Source organism: Aequorivita sp. KMM 9714 (assembly GCF_011065475.1).
In the GTDB taxonomy this organism is placed as follows: Bacteria; Bacteroidota; Bacteroidia; order Flavobacteriales; family Flavobacteriaceae; genus Aequorivita; species Aequorivita sinensis.
On sequence record NZ_JAAGRO010000006.1, the window covers coordinates 39153 to 62188 of the forward strand.

Consider the following 23036-nt stretch of genomic DNA (forward strand, 5'->3'; position numbering starts at 1 on the left):
AATAAAAAAGCAGAAATTCAATTGGTGAATTTCTGCTTTTTAAAGTTAATTGATGTCGATAGCAATTAACTAAACTCTAAATGTCATAACTGGCAAATCTGAGTGGTTTACTACATCTTCCCCTATACTTCCTGAGAAAAAGTGTGCTAAGCCTTGTCTACCCTGTGTTGGTAAAGAGATAATATCTGCATTAACTATTTGGCTGTAACCAAAAATTCCTGCTTCTACTGAATATTCGTTGTAGTGAGCCACACTGTTCAAGCTTTCTAAAGGGTTTGATTCTCCAGCAGATTTGAAAAAGTCTAAAATTCTTTTTTCAATTTCTCTTGTACTGCGAAAATCTCCAGCTAGGTTTACATACAGCATTTGCATATCTATTCCGAAAGTTTCAAAAACCTCTTTTGCACGTTTATAGGGTCCAACTGAATTTTCTAAAAAATCACAGGCGAAAATCCCCAATTGAGGATTAAATTTTTCGTGTCTATGTTTTATCACTAAAACCGGAATTTCTGAAGTACGAACCACTTTCTCGGTATTACTACCTACAAAGACTTCTTTTAAACCAGAACTTCCGTGAGATCCCATTACTATAAGATCTATGTTCATTTCTTTAGCAACATCATTTATTTCACTGAAGATTGTATAATTATGAACTGTATCGGTTACCTTAACACCTTCTAAGTAATCTTTATCCAAAAGTTCTGCAAACTTTGTTTCGGCAAGCCTCATATAGTACATTGCTTCAAAAACCTCTCTCGATTCGTTTCTTGTTACTACCGCATCACTAAGCCCCATCATATGCAAGGCAATAATTTCAGCGTTTTGTTTTTTAGCAATTCCAGCAGCCACTTCCATGGCGTAATCTGAATATTTCGAGAAATCTACAGGGACTAATATTTTTTTCATCTTTATGTTTTTAGTGGGTTGAAAATTTTGCTTTACGTTTTTTAAGTTGTCTTTCTAAATCTGAGATTGTTTCTTTAGCTGCTGCTTCAAAAGTTGTTTCGGTTGAAGTTGCAAAAATCTTAGGTCCAGGTAGGCTTAATTCAATTTCGCAAATATTACCTTTTCCATAGACGTTATTTTCCATTTTAAAACTTACATCTGCACGAATAAGCCATTCGTATTTATCTCCTAGTTTATTAAGCCTTTGCTTAACATATTCAGACATTGCCTCACTAGTTGGCATTTTTATGAATTGGATGTTTATAGTCATAATATCACAGATTTGTTACTTATTATATCAAATATAACCTTAATTAACGACTCTAATAATGACCAAAATCATATTAAGCCTCTTATTGAAATTAAAACAAGAAATAATATTCAAATAAACTTTGAACGCTTTAGCTTTAATTTTATAAAATATTATATTTGCGCTCTGTTCGAGTAAGCTAACAGCTTATAGCAACATCCACCCGGGTGCTGGAATTGGTAGACAGGCATGGTTGAGGGCCATGTGTCTTATGGACGTGTGGGTTCAAGTCCCATTCCGGGTACAAATTTTAGAGTGTTTTTAATCAATACACCTATCGAATTGTTTAAAGATAAATTCAATTATCTAAACGAACCATCCTTCTTTTTAGTAATTTAACCCTTGAAATATTAATTATTTAAATTCTGTGGTTAAAACTCAATTCGGCATAAAAGACCTTGAAAATCTTTCAAACGTTAAAGCCCATACTATTAGAATTTGGGAAAAACGATATAATCTTCTTGAGCCTAAGCGCACCGACACTAACATAAGAAAATACGATCTCGAAAGCCTAAAAAAGCTTCTCAACATCGTTTATTTATACAATGAAGGTTATAAAATTTCAACCCTAGCAAGTTTAAGCAAAATCGAGCTTCAGCAGTTAGTTAAAGAAAACATTCACGAACTAAACACCGAATATGCTTGTACCCTTTTAAAGACAGCTATGTTCGAGTTCGACAGTGAGCTTTTTGATGCTACTTTTAAAAAACTAATAGAGCAAAAATCTTTTCGGGAAGTCTTTTTAGAAGTGTTTGTTCCACTTCTAAACGAAACAGGAATTCTTTGGCATTCCGGAACTATTGACCCTTCTCACGAACATTTTATATCAGAAAAAATACGCCATTTAATTATTCAACAATACAATCTTGTAAAAGACTCTTCAACAAGAAAAGAAAACAAAATCTTTGTATTGTATTTACCGCTAAAGGAAATTCACGATATAGGGTTATTATATGCTAATTATGAACTTTTATCGGCTGGTTATCACACTATTTATTTAGGCGCAAATGTCCCAATGGATAGCTTAAATCACGTGCTGAAAACAAAATCTGAAATTGTTTTCGTGACCCACTTTACAGTACACCCAGAGACGAATAAACTTCACGATTATATAAGCGAATTCCAAGAAAAAGTCTGCAATATTAAGCCTTGTGAACTTTGGATACTAGGCAGAAAAGTTGATGAATTATTAAATACGAATAGCAATATTCGAATTTATAATAATCTGAAAATGTTTATTCAGCAAGTAGAAACCACTTTGTAAATAATTTTTCTTTTACAAATTACTCACTAATCTCCTATTACTGAGAATGTTTTAAAAATGAATATTTCTATTAGATAGGAAAGCATTTAATTAACTATATAGAGGTCTAATCTTGTTTATATAATCTGTATATTCGTTAAACAAAATGAATAAAACAATAATAATTATTGGTTCCGGGTTTTCTTCTCTCGCTGCTTCTTGCTATTTAGCAAAAGCGGGATATAGTGTTACTATATATGAAAAAAATTCAAGCATTGGGGGCCGCGCTAGGCAGTTAAACAAGAATGGGTTTAAATTCGATATGGGCCCTACTTGGTACTGGATGCCAGATGTGTTTGAAAGATTTTTCTCCGATTTCGGAAAGTCTCCTGCTGAATATTACCAATTAGAAAAACTAAATCCTGCCTATCGAGTTTTTTTTGAAAAAAACGATTATATAAGCATTGAAGACACTTTAGAGAAAATTTGTGTTGCATTTGAAAATGAAGAAGCAGGTAGCTCAGCGAAGCTAAAAAAGTTTATTGCACAAGCACAAGACAATTATAATATAGCCATAAAAGATTTGGTTTATAGACCTGGAGTTTCACCTTTAGAACTCGTAACTACTGCCACCATAAAAAAAATTGGACAGTTTTTTAGCACAATCAGTAAAGACGTTAGGAAAGAGTTTACCAATCCAAAACTAATTTCTATATTGGAATTTCCTGTTTTATTTCTAGGTGCTAAGCCATCAAATACACCATCTTTTTACAGCTTTATGAATTATGCCGATTTTGGTTTAGGTACATTTCACCCAAAGGGAGGGATGTATTCTGTAGTAAAAGGAATTCAGCAACTTACAGAAGAGCTAGGTGTTACAATTAAAACAAATCAAAACGTTGAAAAGATAACTATTGAAGATGGAAAAGCGACATCAATTATAATAAATGGAAATCAAGTAAATGCCGATTTTATATTAAGCGGTGCAGATTATCACCATACAGAAAGCTTGCTACCCACTAAATACCGTCAATATTCTGAGAGTTATTGGGAAAGAAAAACCTTTGCTCCTTCTGCCCTACTTTTCTATGTAGGATTTGATAAAGAGATTCAAAATGTAGATCATCACACTTTGTTTTTTGATGTAGATTTTAAAAAGCATGCTGAAGAAATTTACGACAACCCCAAATGGCCTAAAGAACCCTTATTTTACGCTAGTTTCCCATCAAAAACAGATGAGAATGTTGCGCCTAAAGGAAAGGAATTAGGGATTTTTCTTATACCACTTGCACCTGGTTTGGAAGACAATCTGGAGATAAGGGAAGTATATTTTGAAAAAATAGTAAGAAGATTTGAAAGTGTTACGAATCAATCTATCACAAAATCAGTTATATTTAAAGAGTCATTTTGTGTAAACGACTTTATTTCAGATTATAATAGTTATAAAGGAAATGCGTACGGACTAGCAAATACGCTTTTGCAAACTGCATTTTTAAGACCAAATTTAAAGAGCAGTAAAGTGAATAATTTATTTTTCACAGGACAACTTACTGTTCCAGGTCCCGGAGTACCACCAGCTTTAATTTCAGGAAAATTGGCAGCAGGATTAATTGAAAAATCAATAAAAAAGTGAAAGAGCTTTTCGACATAGTATCTAAATCTTGCAGCAAAAAGGTTACTGAAACTTACAGCACATCTTTTTCGTTAGCTACGCGAATGTTAGCACCATCCATTCGTCAAGATATTTACAATATCTACGGTTTTGTTCGCTTCGCCGATGAGATTGTAGATTCGTTTCACGATTACAACAAAGAATTACTTTTTAATCGTTTTGAAACTGCTTTAAATGAAGCTTTGGAAGATCGTATTAGTCTAAATCCAATATTAAATTCATTTCAACATACAGTTTACAAATACAACATTGAAAGAGAGTTGATAGATACCTTTATGGCAAGTATGCGCTTGGACTTGACTAAACAGGTTTACACCACTCCAGAAGAATTTAACAACTATATCTATGGCTCTGCCGATGTTGTTGGGCTAATGTGCTTAAAAGTGTTTGTAAAAGGTAACACTGATAAGTACGAAGCTCTAAAAGAAGCAGCTATGAATTTAGGTTCGGCTTTTCAGAAGGTAAATTTCCTTAGAGATATAAAAGAAGACCACGATAATCTACAACGAACTTATTTTCCAAATGCCAATTTGGATTCGTTAGATGAAATTTCAAAACAAGATATAATTAGTGAAATAACTGATAATTTCGACAAAGGATATCAGGGAATATTACACCTTCCAAATGAAGCGAAACTCGGAGTTTTTATTGCGTATAGATATTATAAAAGGCTATTGAAAAAACTTCAAAAAACTCCAGCTTTAGAAATTAAAAATACTCGGATTCGAATCCCAAATACTGAAAAGATTGGGCTTTTAATGAGGAGCTATGTGAAATATCAATTAAATTTGGTGAGGTAACATTATTTCTAAACAAGATTCCTAAAACATAAAACGATAAATAGAAAAAATGGATACAGTTCTTTGGATAATAATTTTCATTGCTACTTTCTGCATAATGGAATTTATGGCGTGGTTCACTCATAAATATGTTATGCACGGGTTTTTATGGAAGTTACACAAAGATCACCACAAAAAAGATCACGGCAGTTGGTGGGAACGCAATGATTATTTTTTTCTATTCTATGCGTTAATAAGTATAAGCAGTTTTATCGGGTGGAGTTATTATGGCTTCTGGGCTGGACTACCAATTGGATTAGGAATTTTTGCTTATGGCCTCGCTTACTTCTTTGTTCACGATATCTTTATCCACCAACGCTTTAAGTTATTTAGAAATGCAAATAATTGGTATGCTAGAGGCATTAGGAGAGCGCATAAAATGCACCATAAACACCTAGGAAAAGAAGATGGAGAGTGTTTCGGTATGTTACTTCCACCATTAAAATACTTCAAGAAATAAATTATGTGGCACCTTTATTTTCTATTGGATTTAGCTTCATTAAGCATTCCATTTATTTTCAGTTTTCACCCAAAATTGAAGTTCTACAAATTGTGGAAATACTTTTTTCCCGCCACATTCATTATGATGGCTTTTTTTGTTTCTTGGGATATCATTTTCACTCAAAATGGTTTTTGGGGCTTTAATGATACTTACCTTTCAGGATATAGATTAATAAATCTCCCAATTGAAGAATGGCTGTTTTTTATCTGTATTCCTTACGCTTGTCTATTCACCATATATGCTTTTAAAAATTTGTGGCCTAAGTTTGCGTTTTCAAATAAGCTTACAAAATTAGTTTATTACACTCTGCAAACCATTTTTATTGTAATTCTTCTCTACAACTTCGATCGTTGGTACACAGCAATTAATTTCGCTTATGCTGTTGTTTTACTAGGATTAGTCTTCAACTATAAGCGAAGTGCTTTAAATATATTCTTCCCTGTGTTTTTGGTGCTTTTAATTCCATTTTTTATAGTGAATGGTTTCTTAACTGGAAGTTGGATTAACGAACAAGTAGTTTGGTATAATGATGCTGAAAACCTAGGAATTCGAATAGGAACTGTTCCTATTGAAGATAGTGTTTACGCACTTACCATGTTGCTTACAATATTTGTATTAATGGAAAAATTTAAAGAGAAATACCCTTCAAATACGGAAGAAATTAAAAAATAGTGAACTTAACCTTAATATCTATTCCGACAGAAGTTTATCTAAAAGGGCTCTCATTTTCTTGCTATTCCAATCGGCTACACCCGTTTCATCTATAACTATTTCACCTGTTTTAGACATTACATAAGTAGTAGGAAGCACATTGGATTCTAACTGTGTTGGTGCTTTATATTTTTGTATATATATCGGCAAATTATAACCGTTTTTATCCATAAATTTCTCAATCTTTTCTGGAGTTTCTGAAGTAACGAAATAGAAATCTACTTTGTCTCCATAACTGTTGTATAGTTTTTGAAAAGAAGGCATTTCTGCAACACACGGTGGACACCAAGTAGCCCAAAGATTTACTATTGTAACCTTTCCTTCTGATTGTGAGAAATTGATTGCTTCAGAATTGAGCGGCTGTAAACTCCAATTGTAATCGGTTAACGTTTCTCGTTTAGACTCGGCTTTTTCAGATGGAGAAAATGATATTAACCGTTGGACAAAAACTTGTATTGGCATTCTCGTTTGCGGGATAATAATTAAAACAAGTAATCCAACGAATAGAATATTGCTCCAGTGTTTTTTTAAAAAACCTATCATAACTCTAAGGTATAAAAAAACCTAACAGGTAATGAAACCTGTTAGGTTTGTATATTGAAAACAGTGATTTTTAAGCGTTTTGCTTTTTAATCAAATTTAAAGCTGAACCTTCACGGTACCACTTAATTTGAGCATCGTTATAAGTATGGTTAGCCATAATAACATCTTTACTTCCATCATTATGAACAACTTCAATTGTCAATGGTTTATTAGGAGCAAAGTCTGCAATATCCACAAAGTTGAAAGTATCATCTTCTTGAATTAGATCGTAATCTGCTTCATTAGCAAATGTCAATCCAAGCATACCTTGTTTTTTCAAGTTTGTTTCGTGAATTCTAGCAAAAGATTTTACTAAAACAGCTGCAACACCCAAGAATCTAGGCTGCATTGCTGCGTGCTCACGAGAAGAACCTTCACCGTAGTTATGGTCACCCACAACGATAGTCTTAATTCCTTGTGCCTTGTATTGACGCTGTACATCTGGTACACCTCCGTATTCCTCAGTCAACTGATTTTTAACGAAGTTTGTTTTCTTATTGAAAGCGTTTACAGCACCAATTAATGTATTGTTTGAAATATTATCTAAGTGTCCACGGTAACGTAACCAAGGTCCTGCCATAGAAATATGGTCGGTAGTACATTTTCCGAATGCTTTTATTAAAAGTTTTACACCTTGTAATTCAGCATCTTGAATTGGCACGAATGGCTCTAACAATTGAAGACGCTCGCTATCGGTTGAAACTTTTACTTCAACAGTGCTACCGTCTTCAGTTGGCGCTAAATATCCATTATCGTCAACCGCAAAACCTTTAGGAGGTAATTCAAGTCCTACTGGCTCGTCTAATTTAACCTCTTCTCCATCTTCATTAATAAGAGTATCGTTCATAGGGTCGAAATCTAAACGACCTGAAATTGCAATGGCTGCAACCATTTCTGGTGAACCTACAAAAGCGTGTGTATTTGGGTTACCATCTGCACGTTTTGAGAAGTTTCTGTTGAAAGAGTGAACAATTGTGTTTTTTTCTTCACCTTTTCTATCACTTCTATCCCATTGTCCAATACAAGGTCCACAAGCGTTAGTAAAGATAGTTGCCCCAAGGTTTTCAAAAACATCTAGTAAGCCATCACGCTCTGCTGTATAGCGAATTTGTTCTGAACCTGGGTTAATTCCGAAGTCACTTTTCGACTTTAATTTTTTATCAATTGCTTGTTGTGCGATAGATGCAGCTCTGGATAAATCTTCATATGAAGAGTTTGTACAAGAACCGATTAATCCCCAATCAACTTTAAGTGGCCAATCATTTTTTCTTGCTTTTTCACCTAAATCACCAACTTCAGTAGCTAAATCTGGAGTAAATGGACCGTTTAAGTGTGGGCGTAATGTAGAAAGGTCAATTTCAATTACTTGATCGAAGTATTGTTCTGGATTTTCGTAAACTTCATCATCTCCAGTTAAATACTCGCGTATTTTGTTTGCTTCATCAGCAATTTCATTTCTATCTGTAGCACGTAGGAAACGCTCCATAGAATCGTCGTAACCAAATGTTGAAGTAGTCGCTCCAATTTCGGCACCCATATTACAGATAGTTCCTTTACCAGTACAAGAAAGGTTCTTTGCACCTGGACCAAAATACTCAACTATGGCACCTGTTCCACCTTTTACAGTTAGAATACCAGCTACTTTTAAGATAACGTCTTTAGAGGCAGTCCATCCGTTTAACTTACCAGTTAATTTAACACCAATAAGTTTTGGGAACTTTAACTCCCATGGCATTCCTGCCATTACATCAACTGCATCGGCTCCACCAACTCCAATTGCAACCATTCCTAAACCACCTGCGTTTACAGTATGGCTATCGGTACCAATCATCATTCCTCCAGGGAAAGCGTAGTTTTCAAGTACTACTTGGTGAATAATTCCAGCTCCTGGTCTCCAAAAACCAATTCCATATTTATTTGAAACAGATTCTAAGAAGTCAAAAACTTCATTACTTGTTTCGTTAGCACGCATTAAATCTTTTGCAGCACCTTGTTTTGCTTGGATTAAGTGATCACAGTGAACAGTAGTTGGAACTGCAACCGATTTTTTTCCAGCTTGCATAAATTGTAACAATGCCATTTGTGCTGTTGCATCCTGGCAAGCAATTCTATCTGGAGCAAAATCTACATAATCTTTCCCACGTTGGAAAGCCGTATTAGGAGTGCCATCCCAAAGGTGTGAATAAAGAATTTTTTCAGAAAGTGTAAGGGGTCTACCCGTGATTTCACGTGCTTTATCAACACGTTCTGCCATCTGGGCGTACACCTTTTTAATCATATCAATATCAAAAGCCATAGTTGTATTTTTTGTTGTTGCGAATTTACAAAAATTTGGAATATTTAAAAAGTATTTAACGAAGTTGCTTCTTTAATGAATATAATTCACTTAAAACTAATATTAGTTGTCAAAAATTATCAATTCTTTAATTTTTAGCTACTAATAATGAGAATTTAAAAAAGAAAATAGCAACTTAATAAGTGTCTAATTTTATTTCAACTAAAATTATTACTGTGAAAGACTTCACCCTATAATTCTAATGAATAGATTAAAGCAAAGAATTAGAATAAACTTCTAATAATTTCTTCAATACTCAAGCCCTCAGCCTCTGCTTTATAATTTTTTATTAGTCGGTGTCTTAAGATTCCGATAGCAGCTTTCTGAACATCTTCAATGTCTGGAGAGTATTTCCCATTTAAAGCCGCATTCGATTTTGCTGCTAAAATTAGGTTTTGTGAAGCTCTAGGTCCTGCTCCCCAATCGACGTAATTTTTTACAATTTCAGGTGCAGACGGACTATTCGGTCTAGTTTTTCCAACTAGTCCAACAGCGTATTCAATAACATTATCGGCAACAGGAATTCTTCTAATTAGCTGTTGAAAATCGATAATTTCTTGAGCTGTAAACAGTGCATTTACACTTTGATTTACACTAGCGGTAGTTTGCTTTACAACTTCTACTTCCTCAGCAAATGAAGGGTATTCTAAGTTAATCGCAAACATAAAACGGTCTAATTGCGCTTCAGGTAAGGGATAGGTTCCTTCCTGTTCAATTGGGTTTTGTGTAGCGAGTACAAAATAAGGTAAATCTAATTTATAGTGATGTCCGGCCACAGTTACAGCGCGTTCTTGCATTGCTTCTAAAAGTGCTGCTTGTGTTTTCGGCGGAGTTCTGTTAATCTCATCTGCCAGAATAATATTTGCAAATATTGGACCTTTGATAAACTTAAACTCACGGTCTTTATCCAATATTTCTGAACCTAGAATATCACTAGGCATTAAGTCTGGAGTAAATTGTATTCTTTTAAAGTTTAACCCAAGAGCTTCAGCAACAGTATTCACCAACAAGGTTTTTGCAAGCCCAGGAACACCGATAAGCAACGCATGACCGCCAGAAAATATGGAAAGCAATACTTGCTCTACCACTTCATCTTGACCTACTATTACTTTTTTAATTTCCTGCCTAAGGGCATTGTATTTTGAAACCAGTTGTTTTACGGCTGCTACGTCTGACATATTAAAAAATCATAAATTATTTTACCCAATCACCTGCGAAGTCACAATCTTGGTAATCTTCGTTGATGCTAATATAGGTACTTTTAATCTTTTCGTTCTGCCATTTGCTTATTACCTTGATTTGCTTTTCGCGTAATGCCAATTCTTTTATACGCTCGTAGTCTTTCGAATAGTCTGCAGCGTGTTCTTCAAAACGCTTGGTAACTGTAAGAATTTTCAAACTACTCTTACCTGTACGGTCACGATCTGTAAAAACTTTAGACACTTCACCTTCTTCAAGGTTGTACACCTTAGCACTAAGAGTAGGGTCCATTTTTGTTAAGTCGAATTTAGTATCGAAAGTAACTGGGTTTACTAATCGTCCTCCGTTATTGCGTGTTTCTTTATCGTCTGAATATTTTTGAGCTGCTTGAGCAAAAGTGATTTCTCCGGCTTCAATTTCAGCTCTAATTTCATCCATTCTTTTATGAGCTTCATCAATAGATTTTTGTGAAACTTCTGGGAATAATAAGATATGACGTACATCTACTTCTTGACCACGAATTTTTTCAACATAAAGAATATGATATCCAAATTCGGTTTCAAATGGCTCACTTACTTCTCCTTCTAACAATGAAAAAGCCTGATCTTTAAATTCTTTAGCCCAAGGTGAATCTCTTTTAACTCCTTCATATAGACCTCCTTTTGAAGCAGAACCTGGATCTTTAGAGTAAAGTACAGCCTTAGTAGAAAAACTTGCGTCGTTATCGATAATATCGGCACGCATAGCGTATAACTTAGCTATAACTTCATCTTTTGCTTGTTGCGTAATTTCAGGCTCAACTACTATTTGAGCAATTTCAATTTCAGCACTAAATACTGGACGCTCATCTTCTGGAATTGAAAAGAAGAATGTACGCACCTCTTCAGGGGTAACCTCTACTTTTTCAATTACCTTTTGCTGCATTAGGCTAGCTAATTTTATATTCTTATTTGCTTCAAAAAGCTCTCTTCTTAAATCTGCAATATTGTCTTTACGGTAATAAGCAGCAACTTTTTCTTCACTCCCTAGCTCCGAAACCATATACTGCAATTGCTGGTCTATCATTCCGTTAATTTCGGCATCAGCAACCATAATACTGTCTTGTTTAGCTTGATGAGCATAAAGTTTGTCTTCCATTAGCTTCCCCATTAACTGGCAACGGCTAACATCTTCAACAGACATACCTTGCGACTTCATTTCAACATAGGCTTTATCAATATCGCTATCCAAAATAATGTGCTCGCCTACTACTGCGCTAACGCCTTCAGCTTTAAATCGTTTAAACGGTACTATTGAATCTTTTTTAAGAACTTGACTCACTACAAGCGAATCGTTACTTTTTACAACTCCGCTGCTATCCGGCTCCAATACTGTTTGGCCGTAAATCATTGGTGTGTATAAAAGAAATAGTAATAAGAATTTATTCATTGGTGTAAATTTCAAAGTTTTTTGTTTCTATAGCGTCTTTAGTAATATCGGCTTCAAACTTTTTTATAAGTTCAAGCTTTCTTTTGTTGAGAATAATCTGCTTTAAAGTAGGTTTAATGTATGATAGTGGTGGTGTATCATTGGGATTGAGTACATCTTCAATTTTCACCAAATATACCCCCAAAGAATCTTGTAATTGTACAAAATTTGATTTTTTTAACACTTGCTCATTAATTCCTTTTAAAACAGGTAAAACATTGAGTAGCATTTGTTTTTTAATCCAAACCGAGTCATTAAAATTACTTGAAACAAATCTGTAATTTTCGGTAGTCAGTGACTTTTTATCTTTTTTATCGTAGCGTGATAATTTCTGTTTCACCTCTTGTACTCCATCGTATTCGGGAGGTAAGTGTATGTATCTTAATTTTACCAATAAATCTTTTAGTCTAAAATTATCGATGTTTGTAGAGTAATAAATTCTATAATCCTCTTCAGTTATCACACTATCCATTTGTTTACCAACAACAGCTCCTTTATAGCTTTCGGTTAACAAATCGTTTTTATATTCCTCAACCAATTTATCAAATTGCTGAAGCTTATCCGGTGATAAATTAATTTTAGCTTGTTCGATAAGCAACTGCTGAGTTGCCCAACGATTGATGTAATTATTGACAATTAAAATACTATCTTCTTTTGAAGAGTTTTCTGGAACTAAACTTTCAACTTCACTTAAATATAGATAGTTGTCGTTAACTCTAGCTACAACCTTTTCCTCTGTTGGTTTTTCAAAGTAATTGCAGCCCGTGAAAACGGATGATAGTATGAGAGAAAAAAGAATTGTTCTTATCACTTAAGCTCTTTTTTAATACGCTTTAAGGCTTTTTTATTTACTTGAACATTATATTTAGCACGTAAAGTTTTATTCCACTCCTGCTCTAAATGATTTTGATAATCACTTAAAACTCTACCTTTTACTTCATCTAAAGGCTTTATACTAGGAGCTAAAATATCTTTCACATTTACAACTATATACGAATCGTTACTCTCGTAAATATCCGACACACCCTTTTCAGCGGTTATATTTTTAGGTAAATCATCAGAGTCAATTTCAAAAGTACCAGTTGAAGCTAATACCTTTACTTCTTCATTTTTATTTATTTCAGATTTTATTTCATCAATAGACTTGTTGTTTTTCAACATAGCTTGAATTTCTTGAGCAACCTTCTTAGAAGTTGCCGAATAGATTTCAGCATCTAAGCGTTGTTTCCAAGTGTAATTGCTTTTTGTTTTATCATAAAACTCCTTCTGACCAACGGTATCAGTTTTAGCTTTTTGCCAAATATTTTTGTTCATTACATCAAAAATCAAAAGACCATTTCGGTATTCATCTAAAACAGCTGCATACGCTTCATTTTCATCTTCTAATTTGTCTTTAAAGTAATCTGTTAAACTTACGTTCACAAATTCTTCGTATAAACTGTTTAATAAAAGAGTTTTATCTTTAAAAGCTCTAGTAGATTTTTGACGAAAAGATATATAAGTAGCAAAATCTGAATACTTTAAATCTTTATCCCCAATTGTAAACAACACCTTATCGTCTTCTGGTTTTATCTCTTCACCTTCCCATCTTCTGTTGAAGACATCGTTTGAAACATAATTATCAAAAAACGGCAAATAATCTACACCTTCTTTAAAACCATATTTATCTTTAATTTTCTTATTTACTGCGTGATATACTACTTTAGATCTATCTCCACCCTCTACTTTTTTATCAAGCGTTTCTTTTTGGCTTTCGTAGCTTTCTTCTGGAATAATATTTCTCAATTTGATGATATGCCATCCAAACTCAGACTTTACAGGCTTACTTAATTCACCTGGAGTTTTAAGTTTGTATGCAGCTGCTTCAAATTCAGGTGCTTTAAGATCGCCTCTAGTGAATGGCTTTAATTCGCCACCTTTATTTCCAGAACCTCTATCGTCTGAGTATTGTTTTGCTAAACTCTCAAAAGACTCACCTTGCTCTAGAAGTTTATAAATTTCCTGAATACGCTCTTGAGGATCAAAATTGCGTTCTTTTCTTTTGTCGGAAATCATTATATGACTTACTTCAATTTTGGGAGCTCTTTCTCTTCTATCGTTTACTTTTATAAGGTGATACCCAAACTGAGTTCTAACTATATTTGAAATCTCTCCTGTTTTAGTATTGTAAGCTTCTGTTTCGAAAGGATAAACCATTTGGAAAACCGAGAAGTAACCCAAATCTCCACCACTTACTGAAGCATTAGGCTCTTCAGAATGTTTTTTGGCTAATTCGGTGAAATCTTCACCTTTTAAAGCGCGCTCGCGAATCTTCTTTAATTTGTTATAAGCAGCCAATGTATCTTGTGGCATTGCATCAAAATCAACAAGAATTAAAATGTGAGAAGCATTAATCTCTTCTTTACCTCTTTCGTAGGCTTCCTTAGACAATTCATCAGTAATTTGATCTTTTGCTAAATACTGTCTTGAAAGTTGATCGCGATATTGAGAAAGCTCTCTTACGTATGATTGATCTTGATCTAAACCTTGTGCACGGGCTTCAGCGACTTTTAATTTATAATCTATAAATAACTCCAAGTAGCCGTCGACATCTTTTTGAGATTCGTCTTGAACAAGGTCTAAGTTTTTCTTATAAACACGATTAAATTCTTTTACATAAACAGGAGAACCATCTATCGTTAGAAGTTCATCTTTTTTACTTTGTGCAAAAACAGTCGTCGCGCTTAAAAAAGCTAAAAGACATACGGTAAGAAATTTTCTCATTATTATTGAATTATTGTTTTAAATGAAGTTATGCCTATACAAATATTTTGGCTTACAAATGTGCGAAAATAGCAAAAAGCTACGTGAACTCACACCCAAAAGCAAACGAATTTATCGGCAATATAGTGTCTTCAATAATAAAATAAACACAAAAAACGCTTAACTTGCATGGGTCTTAAAATTTAGATTTTAAATTTCATAAAAAGTATTTGAGATCTATAAAAAACAAACGAATGAGTGAAAGAGTAAAACTTATATGGGATTTTCGCGGCCCTAACGCAGAACATACAGCAAAACACCACACAATACATCTATCTGAATTTGCACAGATGGAAAACATCAACAATCCAATAATAGGTCAAGAGGAACTTTCAAAAATGCATCACACCGCATATATGGTTGTTGATAAAGATTTAATGAATTCTTTGAGAGAAACACTAAAACCTACCCGTGGACAGTATTACGATAAAGCATAAAAGTTAATCCTGCTACATTAAATTAAGATAAATTTAGCGTACTCTAACCCCATCATTTAGGGTTATTTGTAAATTTTATAGTAATATTGCCCTCTAAATAATTAATTACAAACGAGATGAAATTTTTAAAAATTGCCGTTTTCTTTATTAGTCTTTCCACTTTTGCACAAGGAAAAGTAGGTGCTGTAGACATAGAGTATATACTTTCAAAAATGCCAGAACTTACTTCTGTACAAACTGAAATGGAAACTTACGGAAAGTCTTTAGACGTAGATTTAAACAAAAAAATAGACGAATACAAAGCGCTTCTTGAAGAGTATAAAAAAGATGAAGCTACATTTTCAGCTGAAAGGAAGAAAGAAAAACAAACTGCTTTAATGACTTTGGATAGCGATATTCAAAAGTTTCAGCAAAATGGAGCAAAACTTATGGAAATAAGACGACAAGAAGCTCTAAAACCATTATACGCTAAGATAGGTCAAGCGCTAGAAAAAGTAGCTAAACAACAAGGCTATACTCAAGTAACTAGAGCAACGCAAGACATAGTATATTTAGACCCGGCTTACGACCTTACAGTTCCAATTTTATTAGAACTTGGCATTTCTGTATCTGCTGAAGAAGCAGAAGGAAACTAAATTCTTTATCATATAAATTTTAAAAAGGTGAGGTCAATAACTTCACCTTTTTTTTATTGAAAATATTTATGCTAGTAGATTTGGCCTTGTTGGAGTAATACCAAATAATATTAAAAACAAAAGACACTAGGGTTTCCTAGTGTCTTTTGTTTTTAATTTATATATGTTGAAAATATTATCTGCTATAGTTAGGAGCTTCTTTAGTAATAGTTACATCATGAGGATGGCTTTCTGTAACCCCTGAAGATGTTATTTTAACGAATTTTCCATTTTCTTTTAAAAACTCAACATCTTTTGCACCGCAATATCCCATACCAGCGCGAAGACCTCCAATAAACTGAGTCATACTTTCAACTAACTCACCTTTATATGGTACACGTCCTACAATTCCTTCTGGCACTAATTTTTTAATATCATCTTCTACATCTTGGAAATAGCGGTCCTTACTACCTTGTTTCATAGCTTCCACTGAACCCATTCCTCGGTATGACTTGTATTTTCTTCCTTCGTAGATAATTGTTTCCCCTGGAGATTCTTTAGTTCCTGCTAATAGCGAACCTAACATTACAGAATCTGCACCGGCAGCCAATGCTTTAGGAATATCGCCTGTATAACGAATTCCACCATCTGCAATTACAGGTACACCTGTTCCTTTTAAAGCTGCAGCAACCTCTAAAACTGCTGAAAACTGTGGAAAACCAACTCCTGCAACTACTCTTGTAGTACATATTGATCCTGGTCCGATACCAACTTTTACAGCGTCTGCCCCTGCCTCAACTAAGTACAATGCAGCTTCTGGCGTTGCAATGTTTCCAACTACAACATCTAAATCTGGAAATTTTTCTTTTACTTTTTTCAAAACATCCACTACACCTTTTGTATGCCCGTGAGCTGTATCGATAATTACAGCATCAACTTGAGCATTTACTAAAGCTTCTGCTCTATCAACTGCATCAGGAGTTACACCTAAAGCTGCTGCCACGCGAAGTCTTCCGTATTGATCTTTATTAGCACTTGGTTTTTGGGTAAGTTTTGTTATATCTCTAAAGGTAATTAACCCTAAAAGTTTTCCTGAATCATCTACAACAGGAAGCTTTTCAATTTTATTTTTCTGAAGAATTATCTCTGCTTGTTTTAGTGAAGTTCCTTGCGCAACTGTCACTAAGTTTTCTGAAGTCATAACTTCAAATAACGGACGTTTCAAGTCTTTTTCGAAACGTAAATCACGATTAGTTACAATTCCGATAAGTAATCCTGCTTCATCAGTAATAGGTATTCCACCAATACTGTATTCACGCATTGTTTTTTGAGCATCTCCTACAGTATTTTCTTTTTGAAGCGTAACAGGATCTATAATCATTCCGCTTTCTGCACGCTTAACTTTTCTTACTTCGGCAGCCTGCTGCTCAATGGTCATATTTTTATGAAGAACACCAATCCCTCCCTCTCTAGCCATAGCAATTGCCATAGCGCTTTCAGTAACGGTATCCATAGCTGCAGAAACTATTGGAACGTTAAGTGTAATATTTCTAGAAAATTTGGTGGTTATTGAAACCTCACGAGGTAAAACTTCAGAATATGCGGGTACTAAAAGTACGTCGTCATATGTAAGGCCTTCTCCAAGAATTTTGTTATTGTGTGCAGTCATTGCAATTAATTTAATTTCCGAGGCTAAACTGAAGTGACAGAATCGGAATGTAGTTATGTTTTAATTGCGTGCAAATATACGCTAAAATAATTAAAATTTATTATTTCTGAAATCTTTTATGACATCAAATTTCGCATTGCGAAACGCTCAAAATTTCGGAAAAATAAGATTATTTTTTAGACACAAATAATTGCATCAAAATCGCTACCGCAGCAATTATATAAACCAAAGTCATTAAGGTGCCCGATAACATCACAATCCATTTCATCCACAACATACCTTTCCACATAAAATATATCCCTCCAAAAGTTAAAATGATAGAAACAAAAGGTTCAATCATTAAAAATGATTTCAATTTTACAGGCAAGGAGGTTATAGCAACCAAAACACCTAGTATTAAGAATATAAATGAAATAGATAGTATATGTGTGTGTAATATGGTAAGCATCTCACGCTCACTTTTTTTAAATTTCATCACAGCTGCATCTTCAACATCCTCATTACCGAGGTAGTTTTCTACAAGTCCCTTTGTATCTGTAGAATCGGTTTGACGAACAAAATTTAAACCTGTGATATATCCTACGCTTAATACAATAACAAAAGCTGCTATAAATTGTTTTACGTATCGAGGAAGATTATGAATTTGGCCGTGAAGTTGCATTTAGAGTTTTATAGATTTTTGAAGAATTGCTATACTTTTTAATAAAGAATTCATTTCGGTAGTTAACGATTTAACCGAAATTGTAGCTCCACTTATTGGAATAATATTACGGTTGTAAACAAGTTCTTCTGTTTTTGGCGACGCCCCAATAAACTGCTTCAACCATCTTTTACTGCTAATTTCCCCTCCGTGTTCTTCGCGATAAATAAGCACTTTACTTTTAGTTACAACGAAGTTTTTATCAAATAAAACTAGATAATCAAAAGTAGCCGTTTTACTTGGTGCGTTACCTATATATCCATAGCCTAGAAATTTACCTCCAGATAGAATTTTAAATAGGTTTTCATTACCAAACTCCGACATTGTTTTAGCATTTAATTCTTTTGAAACAGCAATTGTTTCTTTCGAAAAACTTTCTGTATTGTAAAATTTTGCAATCTCCTTATCTGCTTTACGTTCCACATTCTCTGGAATTGAAAAAGCAACCGAAGTTAGCGCTATAACAAATAAAATAAACGACCTTAATATCATCTGTTTAATATTATTAATTTAAAGAAAACAATACCCTTCCTCTTTATATTTAGTTTGGTTGAGTTTCAACCGATTTTCCCTTAGAAAATTAGTAAAGAGCAAAGGTATTGAATTCAAATTCTTATGTTGAAATTAATTTAATAAATACTTAGTTCATATAGGTCTTAGAACCAAACGCCAATTCCAAAATTAAGTTGATTCTTTACGTCAACTCCATCAACTGCATTATCTTTTATTTGATAATCTCCTTTTACAACTACACCATTTGCAATGTGATAGGATAGTCCTGCAGTTATATCTTGACGGTTATATGCATCATTTCTCACCAAAGTACCTTCTGTGCTAGCGTGAGTATCATAATGCTCGTAACGAGCAAAAGCATATAATTTTTGTTTAGCAGTCATAGGTAGTAAATTGTAAGCACCTTCTACGTAATATCCCATAAGAGCACTTCCTAAATCTTTACCTGTAAGCGCGTTATATTTATCGGTATCTGAAAGCGATGCATACACAAACTCTCCGCGTGCAGTAAACTTACGGAAGGCGTAACGCACATCAAATCCAACCATAGAGATACCGATGTTTGCACCATCTAAATCCTCAACCTTATCATCTGCCTGCGTTTTACCAAAATATCCCGCTAAGCCGAAACGCAATCCAGGAATACCGTAATAATCAACTTTTGCCGATAGTGTTGGGCTATCTACAGTAGACTTAATTCCTTTTTGACGACCACCTCTAAGACCATCCTTACCTTTTAAAAATCCTTTTACACCGCCATCACTATCGAAGGCTGTAGATTTAAAACCATTAAATATATACGCCTGATATCCTAGTGAATATTCAGGTATACGCCCAGTTACTCCAACCCCAAGTTCACGCCAAGTAGTAGGAACTATATCGTGATCTACTGCAGGTCTGCTTGTGCCATTAAAGGTAGTAGGCTCGTGGAATTCATTGATAATCCCCATTGGAACCAACATAAGTCCTCCACGTAAATTAACATTATTGCTAATTGCATAATTTACGAAAGCTTGCTCCACATAGATTTCTTTCACATGTTCAACTTCTATTTCCGTGATAAACTGTGTTTTTTCATCAAACTTATACCCTAATAAGAGTACTAGTCGATGAACATCTAAGGTTCCGTTGTCGCCCTCTGGCTGATTGTATACCATTTCACCATATCCTCCAATAGTCACAGCACCTCCAGAATTACCTGAAAGGATTCGTTGTGAAGCGTTTTCTTTCTGTTCCGAATTGGTAGGAATAGAATCTTGAACTGTTTGTGCAAAGGATATTGTGGAAAAAAATAAAAATACGAGTGAAGTAATTGCTTTCATCAAATGTTATTTAGACTGAATTAAAATAGATTAAAATTTCAGCCGCAAAAATAAATGAGAAAATAAAACCTCGCAAAATTATTTAGAACTATTTTAAATAAGTTTTAAAAAAAGTTTTTCCCTAAAGCAAGAACTTAAAAAGACTTCTAATTAGCTTATTTAGAATTAGTTATTTTTTAGATTTTAAATAAGAAACAATTGCTTTGCGAATATCTGCTGCATTTTCTTTTTCAGAAGGGGTATATACTTTCACCACACCTTTATTATCTGGAGTTAAAAATGGAATATCTAGCCCTTTCATAAGAAAGTCACTTATTGCAATTGTATAGCGAAGTTTAGGATTTATAGGAGTCCCTCCAACTAACCAGTTACCTTTAGAGTCCTGAGTAAAATTATATCTTTGTAAATATGCTCCTGATCCTTTTTGATTATTCCCGTATTCTAAAACTTCAGTTAATAGACTTCCTCTAATTTGAACTTTGAGCACACTCCCTCCAAAGGGTAGCACTCTAAAAATGTCTGTGCTTGTAATATTTCCTTGCAAATTATCGTCGATACGTATGGATCCTCCATTAACAATTGCACCCGCTACTTTATTATTATACGCATGTGCCATTGATCTCGTTATTATATCTCCAAGGTTGGTTTGCTTACTCCTATTTGCATCATCTGTCCCGTCTAGCATTTCATCGGCTTTATAAATAACGTCGTAAGGAGAATCAACAACTTCCCTTAATTTATTATCCAACAATTCTTCCCATTTTTTCACCACTCGCTCTACTTTAGGAGCCGATGGCACATCGCTGCCTACAAAAACCAATTCAGAAGCTACAGATAGCATTTTCGTTCTTAGATTGTATATAAGGGTGTGGACATATACCGTTTTTGCATTTGCATCAGCCTTTGTTATAATAGTTCTACCTTCTTTTAACAACATATTAAAATGTTCGTGCCCTCCCATTATTAGAGGTAAATTCCTTAAAAGCCTAGCTATTTCTAAATCTTCTTCGATTGATACATGCGTTAAGCCAACCACAAAATCCGATTTTTTTATGGCTTCATTATACGCTCTTTTAGAACTTTCATAAATATTTTCATAAGAAACAAACTCCTTCGGATTTGAAGGAAGGGTAACCCCAAAAACAGCAAATTGAATTTGATTTCCTTGTTCATCATAAGCTGGAAATGTAACATAATCGGAAATTGGTGCATTAGTATACTCCAATTTTGTTGTAAACGGACTTACTTTTTCTTCTGTAGCATGCCGTACATTTGCTGATGTCCATTTAAACTTCGATTCATCTAATCTTTTTTGTAATACCGATTCACTTAAATCGAATTCATGATTTCCAAAGGTCACCAAATCTATTTCCATAGCATTTAGCACATCCACCATATGTTTACCATTTATCGCTTCCCCCTCGTGTTTTAAAGTTCCAAGAAGAGAAGGATTTAGAAAGTCTCCAGCGAGAAACATGAATGTGTTGGGATAATCTTTTTTAATAGAATCACGTATATAAGCTACTCTTGCTAGCCCTCCATACTCACCACCATTGAGTGGAGAAATTTCGTAAACATCGTTAATTTGAATAAATTTTAAGGTAACCGCACCCGCACCTTGTATAGGATCTTCTTTTGGAATTGTGTTAATTATTGAACACCCAGAGCAAAGAATCGCAAGAAGAAAAGAAAATAGTAATGTTTTTTTCATCTGTAATAAATATTAAATCAAAATGTAAAAAGCTTTAGCTTAACAAATTACAATAATTCGGTTTAAATTAAGCTTTAAATATTAATGATATTTAGTAAAAACTTTAGTAGCTTCATTATATGCGCTTTCAAAAGACATAGGATTTATGTTACTCGAAATCTTTTCAGTAGTAAAATAACTAAGCATTTTTTCGGTAGGCATATTTCCTGTTAACTCGTCTTTTGCCATTGGGCAACCGCCAAAGCCTTGAATAGCACCATCAAACCTTCTGCAGCCAGCCTCAAAAGCCGAGCTTATTTTTTCGTGCCATGCATTTGGGGTAGTATGCAAATGAGCACCAAATTCAATGTGAGGATATTTAGGGATCAAGTTACTAAATAAATATGAAATAATTTCAGGTGTAGAAGAACCAACTGTATCACTTAACGATAAAATCTTAACACCCATAGCAGAAAGCTTCTCTGTCCACTCTCCTACTATCTCGACATTCCAGGGATCGCCATAAGGATTTCCGAAGCCCATAGACAGATAGGCAACAACTTCTTTGTTATTTTTATCTGCAATGTTTAGAATCTCACCTAACAACACTATCGACTCTTCAATAGTTTTATGGGTATTGCGCATCTGAAAATTTTCAGATATCGAAAAAGGATAACCTAAATATTGAATTTCCGGATGTTTTACAGCATCTTCTGCCCCGCGTAGATTTGCGATAATTGCTAACAATTTACTATTTGTAGCAGATAGATCTAACTGTGAAAGCACTGCTGCTGTATCCTGCATTTGCGGAATCGCCTTTGGCGAAACAAAACTTCCAAAATCTATAGTATCGAAACCACAGCGCAATAGTGATTGTATATACTTCACTTTTAGCTCGGTGGGAATCCATTCTTTGATGCCTTGCATAGCATCGCGCGGACATTCTATTATTTTTACTTCTTGCATTGGTCCAAAGATAGCTTTTGAATAAGTAAAAACGAAATTAGGAAAGCGAAAAAATGATAAATGAGAGAATCAACTCGGGTTTTTATTAAATAGGGTGGCTTCTCCACGCTACCTCACGAAATAAAATTCGAGGTAGTCAATCCTCTCGTGTGGTGTCCTGAAATTCAATAAAAGCTCAATTTTTCAACCAAAATACTGAAAAACTATAAAATCTCTATTTTTTGCTTTCCAAAAAGAAACTATATGTAGGTTCGAGATTGAATTTTAAGAAGGTGGAAAACCACGCGATACAATCGCGCGGGAGCGGGGTTTTGCAAATGAAGTATAAAATAGCTGATTTTGAAAAATTTAAGTTCAGCATGAAAGGATGTGATGATTGGTTATTCAGCATTAGTGGATGAAACCACGAGATACAATCTCGCGGCAGCAAAGTATTGTAATTTTTGAATCATTCCAATATATATATATCCGACTCCTGTTGGATTCTTACACGATCCGAACTTGCATAAATAATTAC

The 23036-nt window shown here is 34.2% G+C and carries 21 protein-coding genes and 1 tRNA gene; 8 read left to right on the top strand and 14 right to left on the bottom strand.

What is annotated here, in order from left to right; all coding sequences use genetic code 11:
• Positions 1 to 69: 69 nt before the first annotated feature.
• Both G3A46_RS12280 and raiA read right to left on the bottom strand, forming a co-directional pair.
• Entirely contained in the window at positions 70 to 906 is an 837-nt protein-coding gene (locus G3A46_RS12280) for a universal stress protein (RefSeq protein ID WP_165150221.1), read from the bottom strand.
• Positions 907 to 916: 10 nt separating this feature from the next.
• Positions 917 to 1216, bottom strand: a complete 300-nt coding sequence (gene raiA, locus G3A46_RS12285) for a ribosome-associated translation inhibitor RaiA (protein WP_165150223.1) — start codon at positions 1214 to 1216, stop codon at positions 917 to 919.
• A gap of 200 nt (positions 1217 to 1416) precedes the next feature.
• Here raiA and G3A46_RS12290 point away from each other — a divergent pair.
• The 6 genes from G3A46_RS12290 to G3A46_RS12315 all read left to right on the top strand — a co-directional run bounded on the left by G3A46_RS12290 (position 1417) and on the right by G3A46_RS12315 (position 6183).
• A tRNA-Leu gene (locus G3A46_RS12290) sits at positions 1417 to 1499 on the top strand.
• A gap of 123 nt (positions 1500 to 1622) precedes the next feature.
• Positions 1623 to 2519 carry a MerR family transcriptional regulator gene (locus tag G3A46_RS12295; protein WP_165150225.1) on the top strand — a complete coding sequence of 299 codons (897 nt, stop codon included), beginning with the start codon at positions 1623 to 1625 and terminating at the stop codon, positions 2517 to 2519.
• Between the two features lie 145 nt (positions 2520 to 2664).
• A complete protein-coding gene (gene crtI / locus G3A46_RS12300) occupies positions 2665 to 4131 on the top strand; it encodes a phytoene desaturase family protein (RefSeq protein WP_165150227.1) in 1467 nt (488 codons plus the stop codon).
• Positions 4128 to 4970 (top strand): phytoene/squalene synthase family protein, encoded by an 843-nt coding sequence (locus tag G3A46_RS12305; RefSeq protein ID WP_165150229.1) that lies wholly within the window; start codon positions 4128 to 4130, stop codon positions 4968 to 4970. The genes crtI and G3A46_RS12305 overlap by 4 nt, the downstream gene beginning before the upstream one ends.
• 49 nt (positions 4971 to 5019) lie before the next feature.
• Positions 5020 to 5469 (top strand): sterol desaturase family protein, encoded by a 450-nt coding sequence (locus tag G3A46_RS12310; RefSeq protein ID WP_165150231.1) that lies wholly within the window; start codon positions 5020 to 5022, stop codon positions 5467 to 5469.
• A 3-nt stretch (positions 5470 to 5472) separates the two neighbouring features.
• Positions 5473 to 6183 carry a lycopene cyclase domain-containing protein gene (locus G3A46_RS12315; protein WP_165150233.1) on the top strand — a complete coding sequence of 237 codons (711 nt, stop codon included), beginning with the start codon at positions 5473 to 5475 and terminating at the stop codon, positions 6181 to 6183.
• Between the two features lie 18 nt (positions 6184 to 6201).
• On the opposite strand, the gene G3A46_RS12320 is transcribed toward G3A46_RS12315, so the two are convergent.
• From G3A46_RS12320 to G3A46_RS12345, 6 genes are all read right to left on the bottom strand, one after another.
• Positions 6202 to 6765 carry a TlpA disulfide reductase family protein gene (locus G3A46_RS12320; protein ID WP_165150235.1) on the bottom strand — a complete coding sequence of 188 codons (564 nt, stop codon included), beginning with the start codon at positions 6763 to 6765 and terminating at the stop codon, positions 6202 to 6204.
• Positions 6766 to 6835: 70 nt separating this feature from the next.
• The gene (locus G3A46_RS12325; protein WP_165150237.1) at positions 6836 to 9100 is read right to left on the bottom strand and encodes an aconitate hydratase; all 2265 of its coding nucleotides are present in this window, start codon (positions 9098 to 9100) and stop codon (positions 6836 to 6838) included.
• A 263-nt stretch (positions 9101 to 9363) separates the two neighbouring features.
• Positions 9364 to 10317: a MoxR family ATPase gene (locus G3A46_RS12330; protein WP_165150239.1), complete on the bottom strand. Its 954-nt coding sequence runs from the start codon at positions 10315 to 10317 to the stop codon at positions 9364 to 9366.
• A gap of 16 nt (positions 10318 to 10333) precedes the next feature.
• Positions 10334 to 11767, bottom strand: a complete 1434-nt coding sequence (locus G3A46_RS12335) for a peptidylprolyl isomerase (protein ID WP_165150241.1) — start codon at positions 11765 to 11767, stop codon at positions 10334 to 10336.
• A complete protein-coding gene (locus G3A46_RS12340) occupies positions 11760 to 12617 on the bottom strand; it encodes a peptidyl-prolyl cis-trans isomerase (RefSeq protein ID WP_165150243.1) in 858 nt (285 codons plus the stop codon). The genes G3A46_RS12335 and G3A46_RS12340 overlap by 8 nt, the downstream gene beginning before the upstream one ends.
• Positions 12614 to 14569, bottom strand: coding sequence for a peptidylprolyl isomerase (locus G3A46_RS12345; RefSeq protein ID WP_165150245.1), 1956 nt, complete (start codon positions 14567 to 14569; stop codon positions 12614 to 12616). Before G3A46_RS12345 ends, G3A46_RS12340 begins: the two co-directional genes overlap by 4 nt.
• Before the next feature lie 233 nt (positions 14570 to 14802).
• Between G3A46_RS12345 and G3A46_RS12350 the strand changes: the two genes are divergently transcribed.
• The gene (locus G3A46_RS12350) at positions 14803 to 15045 is read left to right on the top strand and encodes a hypothetical protein (protein WP_165150247.1); all 243 of its coding nucleotides are present in this window, start codon (positions 14803 to 14805) and stop codon (positions 15043 to 15045) included.
• 116 nt (positions 15046 to 15161) lie between these two features.
• Positions 15162 to 15680, top strand: a complete 519-nt coding sequence (locus G3A46_RS12355) for an OmpH family outer membrane protein (RefSeq protein ID WP_165150249.1) — start codon at positions 15162 to 15164, stop codon at positions 15678 to 15680.
• A 175-nt stretch (positions 15681 to 15855) separates the two neighbouring features.
• Here G3A46_RS12355 and guaB read toward each other — a convergent pair whose 3' ends face one another.
• The 6 genes from guaB to G3A46_RS12385 form a co-directional block, all read right to left on the bottom strand.
• Positions 15856 to 17328: an IMP dehydrogenase gene (gene guaB / locus G3A46_RS12360; protein WP_165150251.1), complete on the bottom strand. Its 1473-nt coding sequence runs from the start codon at positions 17326 to 17328 to the stop codon at positions 15856 to 15858.
• Between the two features lie 169 nt (positions 17329 to 17497).
• On the bottom strand, positions 17498 to 17989 hold the full coding sequence (locus tag G3A46_RS12365) for a hypothetical protein (RefSeq protein ID WP_165150253.1): 492 nt from the start codon (positions 17987 to 17989) through the stop codon (positions 17498 to 17500).
• Positions 17990 to 18520, bottom strand: a complete 531-nt coding sequence (locus G3A46_RS12370; protein ID WP_165150255.1) for an FMN-binding protein — start codon at positions 18518 to 18520, stop codon at positions 17990 to 17992.
• A gap of 164 nt (positions 18521 to 18684) precedes the next feature.
• The gene (locus tag G3A46_RS12375; RefSeq protein WP_165150257.1) at positions 18685 to 19863 is read right to left on the bottom strand and encodes a hypothetical protein; all 1179 of its coding nucleotides are present in this window, start codon (positions 19861 to 19863) and stop codon (positions 18685 to 18687) included.
• 169 nt (positions 19864 to 20032) lie between these two features.
• Positions 20033 to 21574, bottom strand: coding sequence for a bifunctional metallophosphatase/5'-nucleotidase (locus G3A46_RS12380; protein ID WP_165150259.1), 1542 nt, complete (start codon positions 21572 to 21574; stop codon positions 20033 to 20035).
• An 81-nt stretch (positions 21575 to 21655) separates the two neighbouring features.
• Positions 21656 to 22519 (bottom strand): hydroxymethylglutaryl-CoA lyase, encoded by an 864-nt coding sequence (locus tag G3A46_RS12385; protein ID WP_165150260.1) that lies wholly within the window; start codon positions 22517 to 22519, stop codon positions 21656 to 21658.
• Between the last annotated feature and the right edge of the window lie 517 nt (positions 22520 to 23036).